The sequence below is a fragment of the Corynebacterium aquilae DSM 44791 genome (genome assembly GCF_001941445.1).
Classification (GTDB): Bacteria; Actinomycetota; Actinomycetes; order Mycobacteriales; family Mycobacteriaceae; genus Corynebacterium; species Corynebacterium aquilae.
Genome location: NZ_CP009245.1, coordinates 2,861,769 through 2,881,305, shown reverse-complemented (window position 1 = coordinate 2,881,305; position 19,537 = coordinate 2,861,769). Strand labels below are relative to the sequence as shown.

At 60.7% G+C, this 19,537-nt stretch carries 13 protein-coding genes; 5 read left to right on the top strand and 8 right to left on the bottom strand.

Translation table 11 applies throughout. The annotated features are described in order from the left end of the window. Positions 1 to 105 precede the first annotated feature (105 nt). The 5 genes from rplI to CAQU_RS12100 form a co-directional block, all read right to left on the bottom strand. On the bottom strand, positions 106 to 558 hold the full coding sequence (rplI, locus tag CAQU_RS12120; protein WP_075728101.1) for a 50S ribosomal protein L9: 453 nt from the start codon (positions 556 to 558) through the stop codon (positions 106 to 108). Positions 559 to 645: 87 nt separating this feature from the next. Next, on the bottom strand, positions 646 to 1,188 hold the full coding sequence (locus tag CAQU_RS12115; protein WP_075728099.1) for a single-stranded DNA-binding protein: 543 nt from the start codon (positions 1,186 to 1,188) through the stop codon (positions 646 to 648). Between the two features lie 91 nt (positions 1,189 to 1,279). Then, a complete protein-coding gene (gene rpsF, locus CAQU_RS12110; protein ID WP_075728097.1) occupies positions 1,280 to 1,576 on the bottom strand; it encodes a 30S ribosomal protein S6 in 297 nt (98 codons plus the stop codon). A 158-nt stretch (positions 1,577 to 1,734) separates the two neighbouring features. After that, complete coding sequence (locus CAQU_RS12105) at positions 1,735 to 1,926, bottom strand: hypothetical protein (RefSeq protein ID WP_075728095.1); 192 nt, start codon at positions 1,924 to 1,926, stop codon at positions 1,735 to 1,737. A 171-nt stretch (positions 1,927 to 2,097) separates the two neighbouring features. Continuing rightward, positions 2,098 to 4,263, bottom strand: a complete 2,166-nt coding sequence (locus CAQU_RS12100) for a transglycosylase domain-containing protein (protein WP_425429709.1) — start codon at positions 4,261 to 4,263, stop codon at positions 2,098 to 2,100. Positions 4,264 to 6,520: 2,257 nt separating this feature from the next. Here CAQU_RS12100 and CAQU_RS12090 point away from each other — a divergent pair. The 4 genes from CAQU_RS12090 to dnaB all read left to right on the top strand — a co-directional run bounded on the left by CAQU_RS12090 (position 6,521) and on the right by dnaB (position 12,826). After that, positions 6,521 to 8,395 carry a SpaH/EbpB family LPXTG-anchored major pilin gene (locus CAQU_RS12090; RefSeq protein ID WP_075728089.1) on the top strand — a complete coding sequence of 625 codons (1,875 nt, stop codon included), beginning with the start codon at positions 6,521 to 6,523 and terminating at the stop codon, positions 8,393 to 8,395. A gap of 112 nt (positions 8,396 to 8,507) precedes the next feature. Continuing rightward, positions 8,508 to 9,479, top strand: coding sequence for a class C sortase (locus tag CAQU_RS12085; RefSeq protein ID WP_211276119.1), 972 nt, complete (start codon positions 8,508 to 8,510; stop codon positions 9,477 to 9,479). A 1,171-nt stretch (positions 9,480 to 10,650) separates the two neighbouring features. After that, on the top strand, positions 10,651 to 11,046 hold the full coding sequence (locus CAQU_RS12075) for a hypothetical protein (RefSeq protein ID WP_075728085.1): 396 nt from the start codon (positions 10,651 to 10,653) through the stop codon (positions 11,044 to 11,046). A gap of 271 nt (positions 11,047 to 11,317) precedes the next feature. Beyond that, positions 11,318 to 12,826: a replicative DNA helicase gene (dnaB, locus tag CAQU_RS12070; RefSeq protein WP_075728083.1), complete on the top strand. Its 1,509-nt coding sequence runs from the start codon at positions 11,318 to 11,320 to the stop codon at positions 12,824 to 12,826. A 63-nt stretch (positions 12,827 to 12,889) separates the two neighbouring features. On the opposite strand, the gene CAQU_RS12065 is transcribed toward dnaB, so the two are convergent. Both CAQU_RS12065 and CAQU_RS12060 read right to left on the bottom strand, forming a co-directional pair. Next, a complete protein-coding gene (locus CAQU_RS12065; RefSeq protein ID WP_084563103.1) occupies positions 12,890 to 13,495 on the bottom strand; it encodes a GNAT family N-acetyltransferase in 606 nt (201 codons plus the stop codon). An 8-nt stretch (positions 13,496 to 13,503) separates the two neighbouring features. After that, entirely contained in the window at positions 13,504 to 14,757 is a 1,254-nt protein-coding gene (locus CAQU_RS12060) for an MFS transporter (protein ID WP_075728079.1), read from the bottom strand. 820 nt (positions 14,758 to 15,577) lie between these two features. Between CAQU_RS12060 and CAQU_RS12055 the strand changes: the two genes are divergently transcribed. After that, positions 15,578 to 17,143 carry a cation:proton antiporter gene (locus CAQU_RS12055; RefSeq protein ID WP_075728077.1) on the top strand — a complete coding sequence of 522 codons (1,566 nt, stop codon included), beginning with the start codon at positions 15,578 to 15,580 and terminating at the stop codon, positions 17,141 to 17,143. 69 nt (positions 17,144 to 17,212) lie between these two features. On the opposite strand, the gene CAQU_RS12050 is transcribed toward CAQU_RS12055, so the two are convergent. Continuing rightward, positions 17,213 to 19,480: a heavy metal translocating P-type ATPase gene (locus tag CAQU_RS12050; protein WP_075728075.1), complete on the bottom strand. Its 2,268-nt coding sequence runs from the start codon at positions 19,478 to 19,480 to the stop codon at positions 17,213 to 17,215. Positions 19,481 to 19,537: the final 57 nt, after the last annotated feature.

Below are 19,537 nucleotides of genomic sequence, written 5' to 3'. Positions count from 1 at the left end.
CCCTGGTTCCTACGCAATGGTAGGCAGGGGGTCGTTTGTGTGCTGTTGTCATGTGGCCTCACCGGACACGGTGTGTGTCGGTGGGCCGCCGTCGCGAGTGCCTATTTAGGCAGCGACGACCTCAAAGTTCACGCGAGCTGCAATCTTGTCGTGCAGCTGGACGTCTACCTGGTACTTACCGGTGCTCTTGACATGGCCCTTCTTCAGGGCAATGGCACGCTTGTCTACAACCGGACCGCCGGCAGCCTTCACGGCAGCTGCGACGTCATCTGCAGTCACAGAGCCGAAGAGCTTGCCGCTCTCGGAGGTGCGAACCTTAACGGTAACGCCCTCGAGGTTGTCGAGCTGGTTCTTCAGCTCGTGTGCGTGGTCCAGATCGCGAATAGCGCGAGCTTCCTGAGAGCGCTTGATGCCCTCGATCTGCTTCTCAGCACCACGGGTAGCCACAATGGCCATGCCGCGGGGAAGCAGGTAGTTACGTCCGTAACCGGCCTTGACCTCGACGATGTCGCCTGCGACACCGAGATTGTCAACGGCAGTGGTGAGGATCAGCTTCATGATCCCTGCCTTTCGTTGTGCTTGCCGCCCCAAGTGTGTGCACGGTGTGCGGCTGGGGCTAGCGAGGAAAACTGGTGGAAATGATTGTTAGAACGGGGGCTCGTCGTCCGAGCCACCGAAACCACCAGCAGCTGGTGCCGAGTTCCACGGGTCGGAAGGAATCTGCTGGCCGCCTCCGCCACCGAAGCCACCCTGTTGGGGTGCCTGCTGGCGAGGTGCGGACTGCTGGCCACCGCCGTTGAACCCGCCGGAACGGCCGGGATTCTCATTGCGGTGAATTTGCGCAGTGGCGTTGCGAAGGGAGGGGCCAACTTCGTCGACCTCAACTTCGAAGACACTGCGGCGCTCACCCTCGCGGGTTTCGTAGGAGCGCTGGCGAAGACGTCCGGTCAAAATGACGCGCATGCCCTTGGTGAGGGATTCCGCGACGTTTTCGGCTGCCTTGCGCCACACATTGCAGGTCAAGAACATGGACTCCCCATCCTCCCACTCGCCAGTTTTGGCGTTGTAGGTGCGGGGGGTGGAAGCGATACGGAAGTTCGCTACCTGGGTCCCCGACGGGGTGAAGCGGAGCTCCGGGTCGGCAACCAAGTTGCCAACCAAAGTAATCTGAGTCTCTCCCTGAGCCATGTCGTTCCTTTCGTGGGGCAAAAACTGCTGGAGTTTTTTGTTGTTAGAGTCGGCGCCTTTTAGGTGAAGGCGTTTTCCCTATTGTCCCGTTTTAACGATCAACCCGCAGCACCTTGGTGCGCAGGATGTTGTCGTTCAGGTTGAGCAGGCGGTCGAGCTCCTGGACGGTGTCGGCCTCGCAGTTGAGGTCGACAACGACGTAGATGCCCTCGCCCTTCTTGTTGATGGGGTAGGCCAGAGAGCGCTTGCCCCAGATGTCTACCTTGTCGACGGTGCCGTTTTCCTTGCGGACAACCTCGAGGAACTTGTCCAGCGACGGGCCAACGGTGCGTTCGTCCTGGCTAGGATCGACGATGATCATCAGTTCGTAATGACGCACGGACCTCATCACCTCCTGTGGTCTAGTAAATGGTTGAATCGGCCATCACCCTTGTGGCGATGGCAGGAGGGTCGTTGCGTCAGCAACCCCACCAAGATACACCAATGAACTGGGAAAGTCGATTTCCGACCAGGAGGGTTGTGAATTTTTCTTCTTAGGCCTGGGGGTTAGAAGGCCAGTGTCGCGAAGAAGATGGCGATGGTGGTGGGGATGAGGGTGATCAGGATGATGGCGGCGACCATCAGTCCCCAGGTCAGGGTTTTGGGTTTTTTGTACATGAAGCTTGCGAAGCTGCCGGTGAAGCAGGCGAAGCCGAGGAAGACACTGACGATGGTGACGATGAGGGCGGTGTTGGACACGTGTTTTCTCGCAGGAGTTGGTAGGTGGGGTGGGGTGCCGCGGCTGTGGTGGTTGGGCTGTGGTTTCTTTGGTGAATTCTTCCATAGGTGGAAAGTGTTGTGGGTTCCCGGGTGGGTACGAAAAAGGTGGCCGGCACGTGGGTGCGGGCCACCTTTGGGGGTGTGGGGCGGTTATTCAGCGGGGGCTGGTTCCGCCGGGGCTTGGAGGGCCGGTGGGATGAGGTCGCCGGGGATGACGAGTCCGGGGGCGATTTCTACGTCGGCGGGCGGGGCTTCGGGTGCTACTGGTGCCGGCGCTTCTTCGACGGGTGCTTCCTCTGCGGGTTGTTGCTCGTCGGTGGGTGCGGGGCTGTTGTAGGTGGGCGCTGCCGGGGGCTGGTAGACGTAGGGGACGGTGCTGAAGCCAAGGCCCTTAGGAGTGGGGAATTCTTCGTAGGGCTGGTCGGCGAGTGCGCCGTCCATGGTGGCTTTCCAGATGCGGGCGGGGGTGTTGGAGCCGTACATCAGGCCGCCCCAGGAGTTAAGCAGGGCGGAGTTGTCTTCGGTGCCGACCCACACGGCGGTTGCGAGCTGGGGGGTGGAGCCGATCATCCAGGCGTCTTTGTTTTGGCCGGTGTCGCCGAGCTGGACGGTGCCGGTTTTGGCTGCGGAGATGCGGCCGCCGGCGAGGGCGTTGCCGTTGGAGTAGGCGGCGATGGGGCCCATGGCTGCGACGACGTTGTTGGCGACGTTGGCGGAGACGCGGCGTTCCCCTTCGCTTTCCTTGTGTTCGTAGAGGACTTCACCCTTGGCGTCTTCGACTTTTTGGACGAAGTAGGGCTGGTGCCAGACGCCTTCGTCGGATAGGGTCGCCAGGGCGATGGCCATGTCGAAGGGGCGGGACTGGTATTGGCCGAGGATGATGCCCTGGTAGGGCTCGGCGCCGTTTTCGGTCAGGGTCTGGTCGATGCCGGGCAGGGAGCGGGCAACGCCGAGGGCGTGTGCCATGTCGGCGACGTCTTGGGGGCCGTGGCGCAGGTCATTTTGCAGGCGGATGAAGCTGGTGTTGTGGGAACGCTTCAGCGCTTCCTGGATGGAGCAGAATCCGCAGTCGTTTCCTTCGACGTTGTTGACGGTGACGTCACCGGTGGTCACGGGCGCCGAGGAGTAGGCCTGGGACAGCGGGATGCCTTGTTGGAGTGCTGCGGCGAGGCCGAAGATTTTGAAGGTGGAGCCGGTTTGGAGCCCGGCGTTGGCGTAGTCCCAGCCGTTGGGGTCGTCGCCACCGTAGTAGGCGCGCACGGCGCCGGTCTTGGGTTCGATGGACACCACTGCGGCGCGGGTTTCGGGCTTGAGGGGCTCGAGGTTGCTGTGGACGGCGTTGACGGCGGCTTCTTGATCCACGGGGTTGATGGTGGTGGTCACCTTCAGGCCGCGGGTTTCGACGTCTTCTTCGGAGATGCCGTGTTCTGCCAGTTCGGCGATGACCCGGTTTTTGATCAGGCCGTTGGTGCCTTCAGCTTGGGTGAAGGCGCGGTTGTTGGCGGGGTCGATGACTTCCGGGTAGACGGCGGCGGCGCGCTGCTCCGGGGTGATGGCCCCGATTTGAACCATGCCGTCGAGGACGTAGTTCCAGCGGGCTTCGGCTTCTTCCCGGTTGGTCCACGGGTCGAGGGAGGAGGGGCGCTGGATGCTGGCGGCCAGCACTGCGGATTCTTCGAAGGTGAGGTCGGCTAGTGGTTTGCCGAAGTATGCCTGGGCGGCGGCGGCCACGCCGTAGGAGTTACGCCCGAAGTAGATGGTGTTCAGGTACGCCTGGAGCACTTCGTCTTTGCTCCATTCGTTGGCCATTTTGGCGGAGTAGACGAGCTCTTTGATTTTGCGCTTATAAGAGCGGTCGTTGCCGACGACCGCGTTTTTGACGTACTGCTGCGTGATGGTGGAGCCGCCGCCGGCGGAGTCATCACCGGTGATCTGGCCTTTGATGGCGCGGGCGAAGCCCGTGACGGAGAAGCCGCGGTTGGTGTAGAACTCGCGGTCTTCCGCGGCGAGAACGGCGTCGCGCAGCGACTGGGGGATTTGGTCGATGGTGACCTGTTCGCGGTTGCCTTCTGGGGGCACGATGCGGGCGATCTCTGTGGTGCCGTCGGAAGCGTAGATGTTGGAGACCTGTTTGGTTACCAACTGCCCCGGGGTGGGCACGGTTGCCGCGCTGTAAGCGACGGCGAATGCGCCGATCGGGAGGATGATCATCGCCGCGAAGACGATTGCGAGTGCAATCAGCACCTTCTTTTTGGTGGAGGTTTCTTTGCGACGGTGACGGCGGCGCCGGCGACGCTCTGCGCGCTCGTTACCGATCTTGTCTTCTTCGTTGCTCACTTGAGTCACATGTCCTTATTTATTAGTCGCCTCGAGCGTCCTCGAGGAAAACTCACCAGTGCGTTGTACCTGCCGGGGTGTGGCTGGTGTGCTGCTCGGCGGCGGGCTGTTCGCTGGGCACCGTGCTGTTGGGTGCGTGCAGGTGGGCACGCTGGGCGGGTGCTTCACAGCGTTAGGATTCCAACACCTTCCGGGAAAACCGTGAGGTTTTCTCGGCCGCTGCCGGCTGCCACTGTGGTGGTGTGCTTGGCGGCGCCTGTGGGTGGCACGCTGCGTTCCGCAGAACAGGGGCGTGGTGGTCCACGGTGGGTGTGAGAAACCGCCGGACGGGTGCAGCTGGGCCGGGGCGACAGGTGCGCGGGTCGTGGTGTGCCCGCAGCGGAACAACGCAAAGGATGCTGGTGCTGTGGGCGTGGCCGTTTCGAGGTACCAGCCTAGCTGGTTTTTGCGTGTTTTAAGGATTGCCACCTATATAACACCGGGGAAAACACCCGCCAGATGGGGTGGCGGCTGCAGGCGGCGGCTGGCTTTTGGGCGTGTATGCAGCCCTGTTCCGGCCGGTGTGGGGCGTGGTTTTGTTTCCGCATTGTGTGGTGTGGTCCGTGATCTCATCACCGCAGCCCACCCGTTTACTAAGAAAATCACAGCTTTCCCCGCCCCGACCCCACACGAAAACACGCACGTATCCCATCCCCTACCCCCAGGGCGCCGCCTAAACCCCAACAAAAGCCCCCAACCACCAACCCTCAAGATAAACCCTCGACACCAACCCCCAACCCACAAGACCAGCAACCGCTGGGCTCCCAAGCGGTGCGCCAAACACCAAACACCAAACAACAAAAACCAAACCCCCACCACCAAACACGAGGTGCGGGCTTTCAAGCGGCAGCACTCAACGGCACACCCCAAGCCATCAACCACGCAAGAGCACCCCACACCCATGGCGGGCAAGCACACCACCAATCAGCAACCCCGCCCAACAACAAAACCCGCCAAGCACGCCACCCACATACGCGAACCTGCCCCACCTGCCAAAGCACACCTGCACAAAAGATCCCCCAAGATTGCCTTTCGCCAGAACCAATCCCGGTGAAGGAAAAACAACAAAAACACAACACTAAATAAGAAGTGGCAACACAACACATAACAACGCCGTAGCTCAGCTGAGGCAGCGCACCAGCGAAAAGCAGGCCCACAGTGGGAAAGGGCAGCCTCCCGGGGCGCGCCGGGATGGGGGTGTCGGCCGGTATGCCAGAGGATTTGTGTCGCTCGCATCTGCCGGGTGGTGTTGGAAACTCAGTTGTTACCGCGTCACACCTTCTATATGTAGGTGCCTTGACTTCCCCACAGTGGGATTGGACCTGTTGCTGCCTCCATGGGGAAAACCGGGTGTGCCGTAAGCGGATTCTTAGCTGCAATAAGTCGTGTCACAGGGGCTGTACCTGCCGATTATTGGGCGTCTTGGTGGGTAAATGCGTGTGGTGCCGGGATTCAATAAAGGGTTGTTGCGAGGTGTTTTCTGTTAAGAAAAACGACCAAGGATAGTGTGGTCGCCATGCATTTCACCCAGGTCACGGTCACCTAAGGGGGTGATTTTGGTGTGATTTACGCAAAAGATTTTCACCTAAGAGGGCTGATAAAAAGCGCGTTTTCTTGGGTGATGTCTCAGGGGCTGCGACGTGTGGGGTGCCCCAAGTGGGGGTATTGTGCGTCAAGTCACAAGCAGGGGTAAAAGTGGTGGAAACTTAGAAAAACATGGATTCCTGGGAATGCAGTTATAGGCAAAAGTACCTGGATGGTCACACCAAAACTGCAGGTTATGGGCAATTTGAGACGTTAAAGGAAACAGTTTCTTAGAAAAATCTCACAGGGGTAATGCTCCCCCTTGACCAGTGCAAAGTGTCAGAGTTGTGAACAAATTTGCGTGTCGAAGTTGTTGACCTTTTGGCAATCCTCTAAGGTGTCTCTAAGACTTCTGAGCGGTCGAGTCACTAGCAAAACGCTGAAAACGTTCCCAGCCAAGCCTGAGAAAGTTCTTAAGAATTTGCTAGCATGACAGAGCCGAACAAAAGTCATCACTTCATCGGCCCCCGAAGGAATTCTCCTAAGGGGCTAAGCCGACCCCGAGTTGGCACGTTCTTCTTCTAATAGTTGAGCTGCAACGGTCGGTCGAACGGTCTCAGGCATCCGTCTGGGCCCACATTCATCGCATTACGGGAAATCTAGGAGAAAATCTATGACCCGCAAGAGCATGGGCCGCGTATCTACCGCGGGCCTCTCGATCGCTGCTGTTGCCGCTCTCGGCTTCAGCGCTACCCCCCTGGCATTCGCACAGGGTGAGGAAGACACTTCCGCTACCGCCACCACCTCTGCAGCAGCCCCGGGCAACCCGGCTGAGTGCAAGCCGCAGGATAACCAGAAGACCTCCGTCACTAACGACCAGGTTGACTTCACCATCCACAAGTACAAGGGCAAGCCCGTCGAGCCCAAGAGCTTCTCCAACGATGGTAAGAAGCTGGAAGCTGATCCCTCTGGCGTTGACAAGCTCTCCAATGTTGACTTCACCGTCTACAAGGTCGAAGGCATCGATCTGAAGACCAACGCAGGTCAGCAGCTCGCCGCCAAGCTCACCGCTGCTTACAAGGCAAAGGGCGACGCTCTTTTCAAGGAGCCGACCTTCGAAACCGAGTACCCTAAGGTTTCTGTTGCTAAGAGCGGCGAAGTTATGACCACCAAGGATGGTGTCGTCACCAAGAAGTTTGACGCCGGCCTGTACCTGGTCAAGGAAACCAAGAGCCCTGCCGATGTTGTTCCGGCTAAGCCCTTCCTGGTTGCCCTTCCGCTGACCGACCAGACCAACACCGCTTGCTGGAACTACGACGTTCACGTTTACCCGAAGAACGCTCCGTTCGAGACCGGTATCAAGAAGTCCATCAAGGACGTTACCGCTCCCGGTTCCGGCTCCACCGAAGCTTCTCAGTACCAGTACACCGTCGACACCAAGATTGGTGATCCGGGTGAAGCTGGCTTCGCTAAGTTCCAGGTCATCGACCCCCTCGCTCCTGAGCTGACCTACATCGGCAAGGGCAAGGACGTCGTTAAGATCAAGGACGGCGAGGTCTTCCAAGAAGGCACCGACTACAAGATCATCGCTGCTGAGAAGCAGCCCGGCAAGGCTACCTGGGTGACCATCGGCTTCCTCGAGCCCGGTCTGACCAAGCTTGCTGCTAACGCTGGCAAGGAAGTTGAGTGGACCCTCAACGTCCAGGCTGACGAGCTCAATGGCCTGAAGCAGATCCACAACGTGGCGTCCAACATTCAGGTTCCGAAGGACGATCCGACCAACCCGAACTTCCCGAAGGACCCGGAAGATCCGAACAGCCCCGGTGACCCGGAAGATCCGGATCCGAAGAACCCGCCGTTCGACCCGGAGACCCCTCCGGAGGATCCCACCACTCCCCCCGGAGTTCCCTCCAACGAGGTTGACACCTTCTACGGCAAGCTCGAGTTCACCAAGGTTTCCACCGAGGGCGACGCACCCCTGGATGGCGCTAAGTTCCAGGTCTTCGAGTGCAACGCTAACCGCGAGATCTCCGCTGACCCGGCAACCGGTCGCACCGCTGACCCGGTGAAGGTTAACGGCAAGGACGTCTTCGAGTCCACCGGTGGCGGCAAGGTTGTCATCGACGGCCTGCTCGTCAACGACTTCCGTAACAACTCCACCTTCGTTAACGGTACCGACGGCACCACCTGGAAGGAAGTTTCCTTCTACTGCCTGAAGGAGACCGTTGCTCCGCCGAACCACGAGCTGCTCCCCGACGTTCTGCAGTTCCAGCTCCTCGCTAACCCGAAGTACGGCACTGAGGCTGAGAACTCCACCAAGATCGTCTCCACCGACCCGAAGACCAACTTCGAGGATCAGGCAGACGCCGAGAAGGCTCTGAAGGAAGCATCTGACATCAAGGTCAAGAACGTTCCGAAGAACAACGGCTTCAACCTGCCGCTCACCGGTGGCGCTGGTATCGCTCCGCTGGTCGTCGTTGGCGGCCTGCTGATCGTCGGCTCCGGTGCTTACGTTGCTGCTGCTTCCCGTCGCAAGAAGCAGGCTTAAGTAACAGCCACCTTTAGGACTACATTGTGATGTAGCCTAGAAACATCCTGGGGAGGAGAACACTTTTCGAAGTGTTCTCCTCCCTTTGGAGTCTTTACCTCAAAGGAGAAATATGGCGATCTTCGATCGAAAAAATGGCGCCAAGGCACCCAAGCCTGAAGGTAGCGTTGCTACCGCCGAAAAGCCTGTAGAGCAGCAGGAGCAAAGCAAATTCCGACTTTATATCCCCTTGCTGGGTGTTTTGATTGGTATTTCTCTGCTTTTGTATCCGGTCTTTGCTACCCGCCACAATGACGTCGAACAGCAGAAGCGGGCGAATAGCTACGCTGTCGAACTGGGCGAGGTCGATGGCAACACTCTCGAGAAGTCCTTGGCGGACGCTGATCGGTATAACGAGGACCTCCGACAAGGCGTCATCCTCGACCCCTTCATCAAGGACGTTGCACCTGACTCCGAGCAGTACCAGGCTTATTTGAAGCAGCTTGATGTTTCAACGGCAATGTCTCAGGTTAAGGTTCCTGTCGCTAACGTGAACCTGCCGGTCTACCACGGCACCTTTGATGACACCCTGCAAAAGGGCATCGGTCACCTGTTTGGATCCTCCCTGCCGGTTGGTGGCGACTCCACCCACGCAGTGCTCACCGGCCACACCGGCCTGCCGAACGCGACCATGTTCGACAACCTGACCAAGGTGAAAGAGGGCGACGCGTTCTACCTCAACACCGCCGGTCGTGCGATGAAGTACGTCGTCAACGACATCCGCATCGTAGAGCCCTCCAACGTTGAGTCCCTCGGCCGCGTAGAAGGCAAAGACCTGGTCACCCTCATCACCTGTACTCCTTACGGTGTGAACTCCCACCGACTCCTCGTCACCGGCGAGCGTGTTCCGCTCGACCCGGTCGAAGAAAAGGCCGTCACTGAACCTGAAGAGGTCAAGGCTCACTGGTCCTGGTGGATGTTTGTCCTCCTGGGTGGTGCAATCCTCTCCGCAATTCTGATGCTCGGTGCCATTGCACGCCTCGTGATCATCATGCGACGTGAGAACGAGGAAGAAGAGAGCTCCGCTCACCCGGAGAACGACTAATAGTTCTCCCCCACCGGTGCGGTGTTTTAAAGCCCGCACAGGTAATCCCCTTTCTCCTTTGGGGTAAACGTGAACAGCCCGTTACCGCTTATGCGGTGGCGGGCTGTTGGCGTACCTAGACTCCCCGCACGCGAACCCCGGCGACGCGGCGAACAGCGCACCGCTCAAGGGTGTGTGGTGATGTCGAAGCTAGCTTCACGCTGCTTGAAGGACACAGCAGGCAGGGGGCCTGCACCATGATGGATCGGTGTGCCAGGGCAGCTGGATTGAATACTGGATCGATTGCACGCGTTGAGTCCGTTGCTTGAAAGAACCCGCAACAGCCGGAACCTTCGGGGGCGGTTAAAGCTGTGGGTTGATAACACCGCCCTGGGTTGGGCGGGCTGGATTGTTAGGGTGCGATTTTTTCAACGGATCGGGTACGAGGAAAGGCACGCGCTTTTTCTGGTGGCGCGGAGTGTGCAATCTATCGTGTCGCTCAACAGTCGTGCCGCTCAGCATCGCTAAGTGCGCACACGGCAAAGGGGTTTCAACAAGCGACTACGAGATTGGCAGGGGTTGTTTAGCGTGGCGTGAGTGCTTTGAGTAGGGCCGGGTGAGCTGTGGCGCGGTGCTAAAGCGTCTGCGGTGGGTGCGTTGCTGTTCGTTCGAGTTAATGGAATTCGATGAAAAATGGTGATGATTTCGGCGGCTGCGAAAAGTGCAAGGGTGGGGGTAAACCACGCGCGCGGATATGTGTGGGCTAAAAAGGGTTTTGTAGTGCGATGATGTGATGGGATGTGTGTTGGCCGCCGAATGAGACGGGGGTACCCGCGGAGGTGAGATCGGTCGGCGGCGAAACGATCAAACCTGTTGTTCAATTAATTTTGGTGCCCTAATTTGAATGCAGTTGGCAGTGCGTTCTATATTCGTTTCTTCTCCAAAAGGGGAAACAGTCAAGACACACTGAAAGGAGTGGTGTGATGCGCAAAACCCACACCCTGATCGTCGTCATCCTCCTGGCGGCAGCAAGCATGATCGCAACCACACACACCAACACACACGACACGGCCACCAACCACTCCACCGCCACAACCCCGCACCCCACATTCACGGTCACGCCCCACCGATGCTCCAACCAGTGCACATCGAACAACCCACCCACCATGACCACCCCACAAAACAAGCACCGGTGAAACCAACCACGATCCAAAAAATCACCGCACTTACCGCACTAACACTGCTGAGCGCCCAACTGCCCAGAACCATCACCCGCCCCATTGTGGGGCTAGCGCTGCACAACAACACCACAACCATCCTGCTGAAAACCACAGCCACCCTCCAACGGGCAATGGCAGCCACCCGCTGGAGCACCATCCGCCCACCCCTACACCTGCTGCTTACTACCGCAACCACCCGCAGCAGCAGCGCAATCACCACCAGCCTGCGTGCCGCCACCAGAGCCTGCCGCTACGCCCCACTCATCGCCACCGCACCCTGCCTCATCGGGGGCGCATGGGCGTGGAAACGATCAAACGCCCACGGGGCGGTACGCATCACCGATGCCATCGTCGGATGCATCGCATAACCACACCCCAACACCCCCGGCCATCACACGCCACGGTACCCACAGCCCGCACCACCGCCCCACACACCCCCGGCTACCAGCAACAAAACCCAGCCAACCCACAACACAACGTGTGCACAAACCCAGCCCCCACCGCCACAAACAACCACCCATCCACACCCAAACAACCAATAAGTAAAAGACACCACACCCCCGGTGCGTACACTGCTATGTGCACACGTGCGTGACACCAACACGCACCCAACCCAACCACGTTGTCCCGGAGGGCCCCATGAGTACTGAGACCTCGTCAACACACTTCGACGACGACTACGTCCCCCCACCCTCCGACGAAGACGCACCCGCCTTCGACGACGAATTTCCCGCGCCCGCGCAACCACCCGCCCAAGCGCCCGCCCAACGCCGCGAATACCGCCAACCCCTCCGCCAAGAGCCCGCCGGGCCGGCCGGCCGCGACTTCGGGCGCCAACCCCCACACGACAACGAAGCCGAACAAGGCGTGCTGGGCGCCATGCTGCTCAGCCCATCGGTGATCCCCGACATCATCGAAGACCTCTCCCCCGACGACTTCTACAAACCTGCGCACAGCATCATCTACCAAGCGATGATCGACCTGTTCGCAGAAAACAAAGAAATCGACCCCCTCATCGTCGTCGGCCGAATCGACCGCGGCGGCAACCTCGACCGCATCGGCGGGGCACCCTACATCCACACCCTGGTCCAATCGGTGCCCACCGCCGCCAACGCCCGCTACTACGCCGAAATCGTCGCCGAAAAATCCATCCTGCGCCGCCTCGTCGACGCCGGCACCCGAGTAGTACAACTCGGCTACGAAGGCACCGAAGGCGCCGAAGTCGACACCGTCGTCGACATGGCACAACAAGCCGTCTTCGCGATCGCACAGAAGAAAGCCGCCGAAGACTACTCCCCCCTGTCCGAAATCATCCGACCCACCATGGATGAACTCGACGAAATCGCCGCCCACGGCGGCCTCGCGCAAGGCGTACCCACCGGCTTCGTCGACCTCGACAACCTCACCAACGGCCTCCACGGCGGACAAATGATCATCATCGCCGCCCGACCCGGCGTCGGAAAATCCACCCTCGCCCTCGACTTCATGCGCTCCTGCTCCATCACCCACGGAAAAACCTCCGTCCTGTTCTCCCTCGAGATGAGCAAATCGGAAGTCGCCATGCGCCTGCTATCCGCAGAATCCGAAGTCAAACTCTCCGACATGCGCTCCGGGCGCATGACCGACGAACAATGGGCCAAACTCGCCAACCGCGTCGGCGAAATCTCCGAAGCGCCCCTGTTTATCGACGACTCCTCCAACCTCACCATGATGGAGATCCGCTCCAAAGCCCGCCGACTCGCCCAAAAACACGACCTCGACCTCATCGTCGTCGACTACCTCCAGCTCATGAGCTCCGGCAAAAAAGTTGAATCCCGCCAGCAAGAAGTCTCCGAGTTCTCCCGCCAACTCAAACTGCTGGCCAAAGAACTCGACGTCCCCCTCATCGCCATCTCCCAGCTCAACCGTGGCCCGGAATCCCGCACCGACAAACGCCCCCAACTAGCCGACCTCCGCGAATCCGGCTCCCTGGAGCAAGACGCCGACATGGTCATGCTGCTCTACCGGCCCGACAGCCAAGACAAAGACGACGCCCGCGCCGGCGAAGCCGACATCATCCTCGCCAAACACCGCGGCGGCCCCATCGACACCGTCAGCGTCGCCCACCAACTCCACTACTCCCGCTTCGCGAACCTCGCCCGCGGCTAACCCCCACCAAGCAAACGCCCGCACCACCCCAGGTGCGGGCGTTACCCATACCCCCACAAAAACCTACTGCCCCAACGCGATAGCGAACTGCAGCAACTCCACCTCACTGCCCCGCACACACGCCGACTTCGACAACCCCGTCGCAAACCACCCATTGCGCTCATAAAAATTCACCGCCCGACGATTACCCGCCAACACCCACAAATACGCATTCGAAAAGCCCAACACCCGCAAATGCTGCAGCGCATGCACCATCAGCGCATAGCCGGCACCACTACCCCACGCATCCGGATCCACATAAATGCTGTGCAACTCCGCCACCACAAAATTCTCACGCACCCACGGGCCCACCACCTCATCCCGCGCCGCACCATAAGCCACCCACCCCAACACCTGGGATGCAGAAGTCACCACAAACACCCGCCGCAGCGGATCATCGGCCGGCACAACCGACAAATTATCCACCCACCGGGAGTGAAATTCCGGCACCGACAAAGCATCCAAATCACTATCCGGCAACAACCCCCGATACGCCTGCCGCCACGAGCGCACATGCAGCTGCGCCAATGCGGCCGCATCCTCTACACACGCCTGCCGCACAAACAACCCCCGCGGCGCCGCGGCCGGCACCCCATACGTTCCACTTGCGGAAAAATCTAAACTACCCATAACACAACCTACGATCCCTGCGGAACCGAACCAGTACCACGCTGCACCACACGAGCCACCGGCACAATCGACAACGCCGTGACGATGGCGCCCGCAACCAAACAGGTGGCGTACCCCACCAGTGGCCCCACAATCGACAACACATACGGGGCAAAAAAGCCCACATACGTCAAGGAATAAAACACCGCAATCAACGCCCCCAACTCCTCCGCGGGGGCCAAAAACTCCACCTCACGCAAACCAGAAACCATCATGATGCCGTAACTGGCGCCCAACAACACCGCCGCCGGAAACACCAACCACACCACCTGCGTCCACGCCACCACAGCACCCAACAACAGCCCCGCAGTCGCACAGCCCAAACCCACCACCGCCGGCGGCACATAGCGCGACAACTCCCCTGCGGCCTCCACCTCACCGCCCGGGGCCCGCGACACAGTCGCATGCGGGCGCGCCTTCGCCGACAAACGCTGCGCCCACGGCTGCACCGCCACACCCGTCAACATCGTCACCGAACCAATCAAACCGGTATACGCCACCGGCCACGCAGTCTGCGCCGAGGTCAAACTCGTCAACGTCAAAAACGAAATCGTCGCCACCCCAAACACCCACGGCGCCCACGCAGCAACCGTCAACAAAAACCGCGGCGCAACCGCGGTGCGCGGAAACATTCTCCGCTCACCCGCCACCACCGGCGGGGCCGGCGCATTCCACACCAAAGGAATCGCCAACGCCACCAACACCAAATGCACCACAAAAGGCACCACATCCGGACGCGGCAAAAACTCCGCCACCATGCCACCAACCAACGGGCCCAAACCAAACCCCGCCGACAACGCCACCGTCGCCCGCCGCGCCCCCGCCGCCGGGGAAGACACCTGCTTTAACCACGCCGCCCCCGCAGCCATCACCAAACCCACACCCACCCCAGCAACAAAACGCCCCACCGCCAACAACTCCACATGCCCCGAGGCCCCACCAATCAACACCACACTGCCCGCAAAAGACGCCAACAACGCCGGACGAATCAACGCCCGCCGCCCCACCCGGTCACTCAACGGACCACCCACCACAAGCGCCGGCACCAACCCGGACACATACACCGCAAAAATCAGCGTGACCTGAGACTCCGACAAATCATCCAGCTGCTTATACACCGGCAACATCGGCGCAAAAACATTCGCCCCAAAAGCAATCGCAAACAGGCCAAACGCAACACGCTGCCACGTCTGCAACCCGGACTTATCAGCTGAATGCGACACGGTGATCACCCTCCCACAACGACAACGCCCGCCCAGACACGCCGGACGAGACAACAACACACCCCCGCCACCGGCGGAAGCGAAAACCACAGCAACAGCCGCCGCCACAACCCCACGCGGCGACAATTGCACAAATCTCAACCACAAGACCCCACCCCACAGGGCCGGTGCGCCCACCACACAGGGGTAGGAAACAAAGCTTAAAAGTCGGGGTGCCCCGCTTGGGGGTGGGTGGTGGTGTACGGGACACCCCTAGTTGCACGCGGCCGGTGGGCGGGGGACGCCGCGACACAACCGGCATTTTTCGGGGGTGGCGTTCCTACATAACACGCCGCTCACCCTTAAAGATGACACGCGGCGTGCGCCGGGGCGCGGCATATATGGCCTGCCGTGCAACTTGGAAGAAAGTTTAACGAAAACCACGCCCCCAGGAGACAAAAACGCACAAAAAATTTCCCACCCCCCATAACCAGCACAAACACCCAAAAAAGGGGTTCGAACCCCACCCATCCCCTGCCGCCACAGCACACAAGTCCCCAAAATCACACCCCCAGAACCCAGCCCCGGAAACCAAACCCAGCCCAAACCCCACACCACCCACCCACTACGATGGACAAAGACGTGCGCGCCCTGCAGGCTTGCGTTGGCAACACCCACCCCACCAACCCCACACCAGGGGAAAAAGGGGTGCCTCTGCCCGGAACACACCCACCCACTACGGGGGCAACCAATCCCGGGACACTGCCAAAAGCCGCAACCGCACCCCCACCACGGGCACCCCAACACCCGCACCCACAGGCTTTGCACAAAGGAGCACCACGTGGAGTTTCTACTCATCACCATCGGCCTGCTCACAGCGACCGTCATCGTCGTCGCTATCGGCGACAGGCTCCGCCTCCCCTGGCCGGTCCTGCTCACCCTCCTGGCCGCCGGCACCATCGTCGTGCCCGGCATCCCGGACGTGCAAATCCCTGCCGACCTCATCTTGCCGATCTTCCTCCCGCCCCTGTTGTGGGCCATGGCGCGACGCACCAGCTGGTCGGTGATTAGGCAACAAAAATTCGTGATCCTCACCCTCAGTGTGCTGCTGGTGTTTGTCTCCGTCGCCGCCGGCGCCATCACCGCCCTCTGGCTGATGCCCGGCCTTTCCATTGCGGGAGCCGTCGTGCTGGCCAGCGCCCTGGCACCCCCAGACCCCGTCGCCGTCGACGCCGTCGCCGAACCCGCCGGCGTGCCCCGCCGACTCATCGCCACCCTGCAAACCGAAGGCCTGTTCAACGACGCCTCCTCCATCGTCTGCTTCCACGTCGCGCTGACCGCGCTCGTCATGAAAGAAGACCTCCACGTCAGCGAGCTCGTCCTCACCTTCGTCTACTCCGCAGTCATGGCGGTCATCGTCGGCCTGGTTTGCGGCTGGTGCGCCGCCAAACTCACCGACTGGATGGAACTCACCGTCGCCCGCAACGCCTTCTCCTGGGTTATCCCCTTCGCCGTCTACCTCATCGCCGAAGAACTCCACGCCTCCGGAGTCATCGCCATCGTCATTGCCGCCGTCGAAATGCACTCCCGCGCCACAGTCGAAGCCGCTGACCGGCTCACCGGCCACGCCTTCTGGGAAACCATCGAAATGCTCTTCACCGGCGTCGCTTTCGGACTCATCGGCCTCAATGTCCGCAACGCCGTCAACGAAGCCGAATACACCCTCACCCACGGAATCTGGGTCGGCATCGCCCTGTCCATCGTTTTGATCATCGTCCGCTTCGCCTGGCTGATGCTGCTCTACCGCCACAACGTCGCCAAGGGCAAGAAAAATAGCGCCCCCCTGCGCCTCCAAGAAGTCCTCGTCCTCACCTGGGGTGGCATGCGCGGAATGGTCACCCTGGCGCTGGTCCTCTCCATCCCCTACGGCTACGTCCCCTGGCAGCAGGAACTCACCGTCATCGCACTGGTCGTCCTCACCTGCACCATGGTCATCCCCGGTCTAACCCTGCCCTGGCTGATGACCAAACTCTCCCTCGACCAAGGCCCCGACGCCCAAGGCGACATCGCCCGCGAGCGCATCATTCGTCGCGCCCGCGAGGCCGCCAACACCGTCCTCCACGCCCACGCCGAAGACCTCCCCGCTAACGCCGTCTCCGGCATCCAACACTGGATCGCCGAAGAAACCGGCACCGAAGACCTCGACGACATGGAAGGCAACGAATTCGCCAACCGTGCGAAACTCCACCAAGTCCGCCTCCGCCTGGCGGCGCTGCGCGTCGAAGCCCTTGCCGCCGCCCAAGACGAAGTCCTCGCCGCCCGCCGCGAACCCGGCGTCGATCCCGCCATCGTCGACGAGGTCCTCCATGACCTTGACCGCATGATGGTCGCCGCCCGCAAAAACTAACCCTTACACGCAACAGGCCCGGCACCACGCACTAGGCGCGGTACCGGGCCTGACCCATACCCCAACCACCTATGCGATTGCCCGGAAACGCCGCAACCGCAAACTATTGGTCACCACAAAAACACTTGAACAGGCCATCGCCAAACCTGCCCACATGGGATTCAACAACCCAAAGGCAGCTACCGGCACCAACAGTACGTTGTAGCCAAAAGCCCACACCAGATTGCCCTTAATCGTCCGCAACGTGGCCCGCGACAAGCGGATAGCTGTCGCAGCTGCCCGCACATCACCACGCATCAAGGTGATATCGCTGGCAGCCATCGCCACATCCGTGCCCCCAGCCATCGCCAAACCCAAATCGGCCTCAGCCAACGCCGCCGCATCATTCATCCCATCACCCACCATCGCAACCACATGGCCCGCGTCTTGCAGCTGGCGGATATACGCCAACTTTTCCTCCGGGCGTACCCCAGCAACCACCTCATCGATGCCGACTTCCCGGGCTACCGCCTCCGCCGTGGCGGCATTATCGCCGGTCAACAAATGCGGAACCAGACCCAAGGCGCGCAACTCGGCCACTCCCGCAGCACTCGATGGTTTCACCTGGTCGGCGACAGCAATCCACCCCAAGGGCGCATCATCTGCACAAACCTCCACCACGGTCGAACCCGGGTACTCATCCAACGCGGCAACAGCAGCCGGCGACACCGGCCGACCAACACTGATCAAAACCTCCCCCTTTGCGGTGTTGACCTCGCACCCCAGGGCAGCCGCATCTGCGGCGGATAGGCGGGCGCGCACCCCCTCCCCCACAACAGCTTCAAACCCGGACACCGGGGGCAGCGCCACATCATTGTTGGCGCCGGCGTGCACAATCGCCCGGGCAATCGGGTGCTCACTCGCCGATTCAACGGCGGCGGCCGCCACCACCGCGGTATCCGAACTCGACGCCACCACGGCCATCTGGCCCGAGGTCACCGTGCCTGTCTTGTCCAACACCACCACATCAACTCGACGCGTCGACTCCAACACTTCCGGGCCTTTAATCAACAACCCCAACTGGGCGCCGCGACCAGTGCCCACCAGCAAGGCCGTTGGGGTGGCCAACCCCAGGGCGCACGGGCACGCCACAACGATCACCGCGACAGCGGCCGCAAACGCCGACGCCACATCCGCCCCCACCAGCAGGTGTGCCACCAGCGTTATTGCGGCGATGCCCAAAATCACCGGCACAAACACTTGGGAAATCCGGTCCACTAGGCGCTGGACCGGCGCTTTGCCCATTTGGGCTTGGCTGACCAACTCCCCCATCTGGGACAGCACGGTATCCCGCCCCACCTTTTCTGCGCGCACCACCAACGAACCGGTCGTATTCACCGTGCCGCCAGTGACTTCGTCACCGGGCTGCTTATCGACCGGCACGGACTCGCCAGTCAGCATTGATTCGTCGACACTCGACTCCCCGGACACGACGACCCCGTCGGTGGCGATATTGGCACCTGGGCGGACGATGAATTCCTGGCCGGGCATCAACAGCTTCGCGTCTATGGTGCGCCCGTCTGCCAGGGTGACTTCCTGTACCCGCACTTTTAGCAGTTCTTCCAACGCGGAGGAGGAGCGCCGCTTGGCGCGGTGCTCCAGCAGTCGGCCGATCAGCAAGAAGACGATGATCATGGCCACTGAGTCCAGATAAATCTCCCCCAGCCCGCCGTGGGATGCCCGGGCCGTAAAAGACATGTCCATTCGCATGCCCGCTTGCCCGGCGTGCCCGAAAAGCAGGGCAACCAGTGACCACGCCAGTGCCGCGGTGGTTCCTAAAGAGATCAGGGTGTCCATGGTGAAGGCGCCATGCCGCAGGTTGACGACAGCTGCCTTGTGGAAGGGCCACCCGGAGTAGAAATACACCGGCAGCGCCAGTGCGAGACACACCCACTGCCAGTAGTCGAACTGGGCGGCCGGCACCATCGACAGCACCATCACCGGTACCCCCAGCACCGCGGCGACGGCCAGGCGGCGCTTCAACCCATCGTCGGCGTGTTCATCTTCACCGCCGGTGGGATCTTCGCCTATTTCTTCGGCCGAGTAGCCTGCCTTTTCCACGGTGTCGATCAGTTGCGCGACGGAGATTTTCGCCGGATCGTAGACGACGTGGGCGGTGTTGGTCGCGAAGTTCACCGCGGCCTGCACATCATCCAACTTGCCTAATTTCCGCTGCACTCGGGAGGAACACGAAGTGCAGGTCATCCCCGACACTTTGAGGTCGATGGCGGTCAACTGCGACCCATCGGGGGTGGGAAGTGTTGTGGATGAAGCAGAATCAGGCTTTGGGGTACTCACGCTAGCTCTAACAAGAAGTGGGGCGGTTTCATTTCGTGAACTGCACCGAAGTCGGTG

Coding starts and splice junctions, on each gene's coding strand:
- rplI (WP_075728101.1), bottom strand. CDS start 558: ATGAAGCTGATCCTCACCACTGCCGTTGACAATCTCGGTGTCGCAGGC.
- CAQU_RS12115 (WP_075728099.1), bottom strand. CDS start 1,188: ATGGCTCAGGGAGAGACTCAGATTACTTTGGTTGGCAACTTGGTTGCC.
- rpsF (WP_075728097.1), bottom strand. CDS start 1,576: ATGAGGTCCGTGCGTCATTACGAACTGATGATCATCGTCGATCCTAGC.
- CAQU_RS12090 (WP_075728089.1), top strand. CDS start 6,521: ATGACCCGCAAGAGCATGGGCCGCGTATCTACCGCGGGCCTCTCGATC.
- CAQU_RS12085 (WP_211276119.1), top strand. CDS start 8,508: ATGGCGATCTTCGATCGAAAAAATGGCGCCAAGGCACCCAAGCCTGAA.
- dnaB (WP_075728083.1), top strand. CDS start 11,318: ATGAGTACTGAGACCTCGTCAACACACTTCGACGACGACTACGTCCCC.
- CAQU_RS12065 (WP_084563103.1), bottom strand. CDS start 13,495: ATGGGTAGTTTAGATTTTTCCGCAAGTGGAACGTATGGGGTGCCGGCC.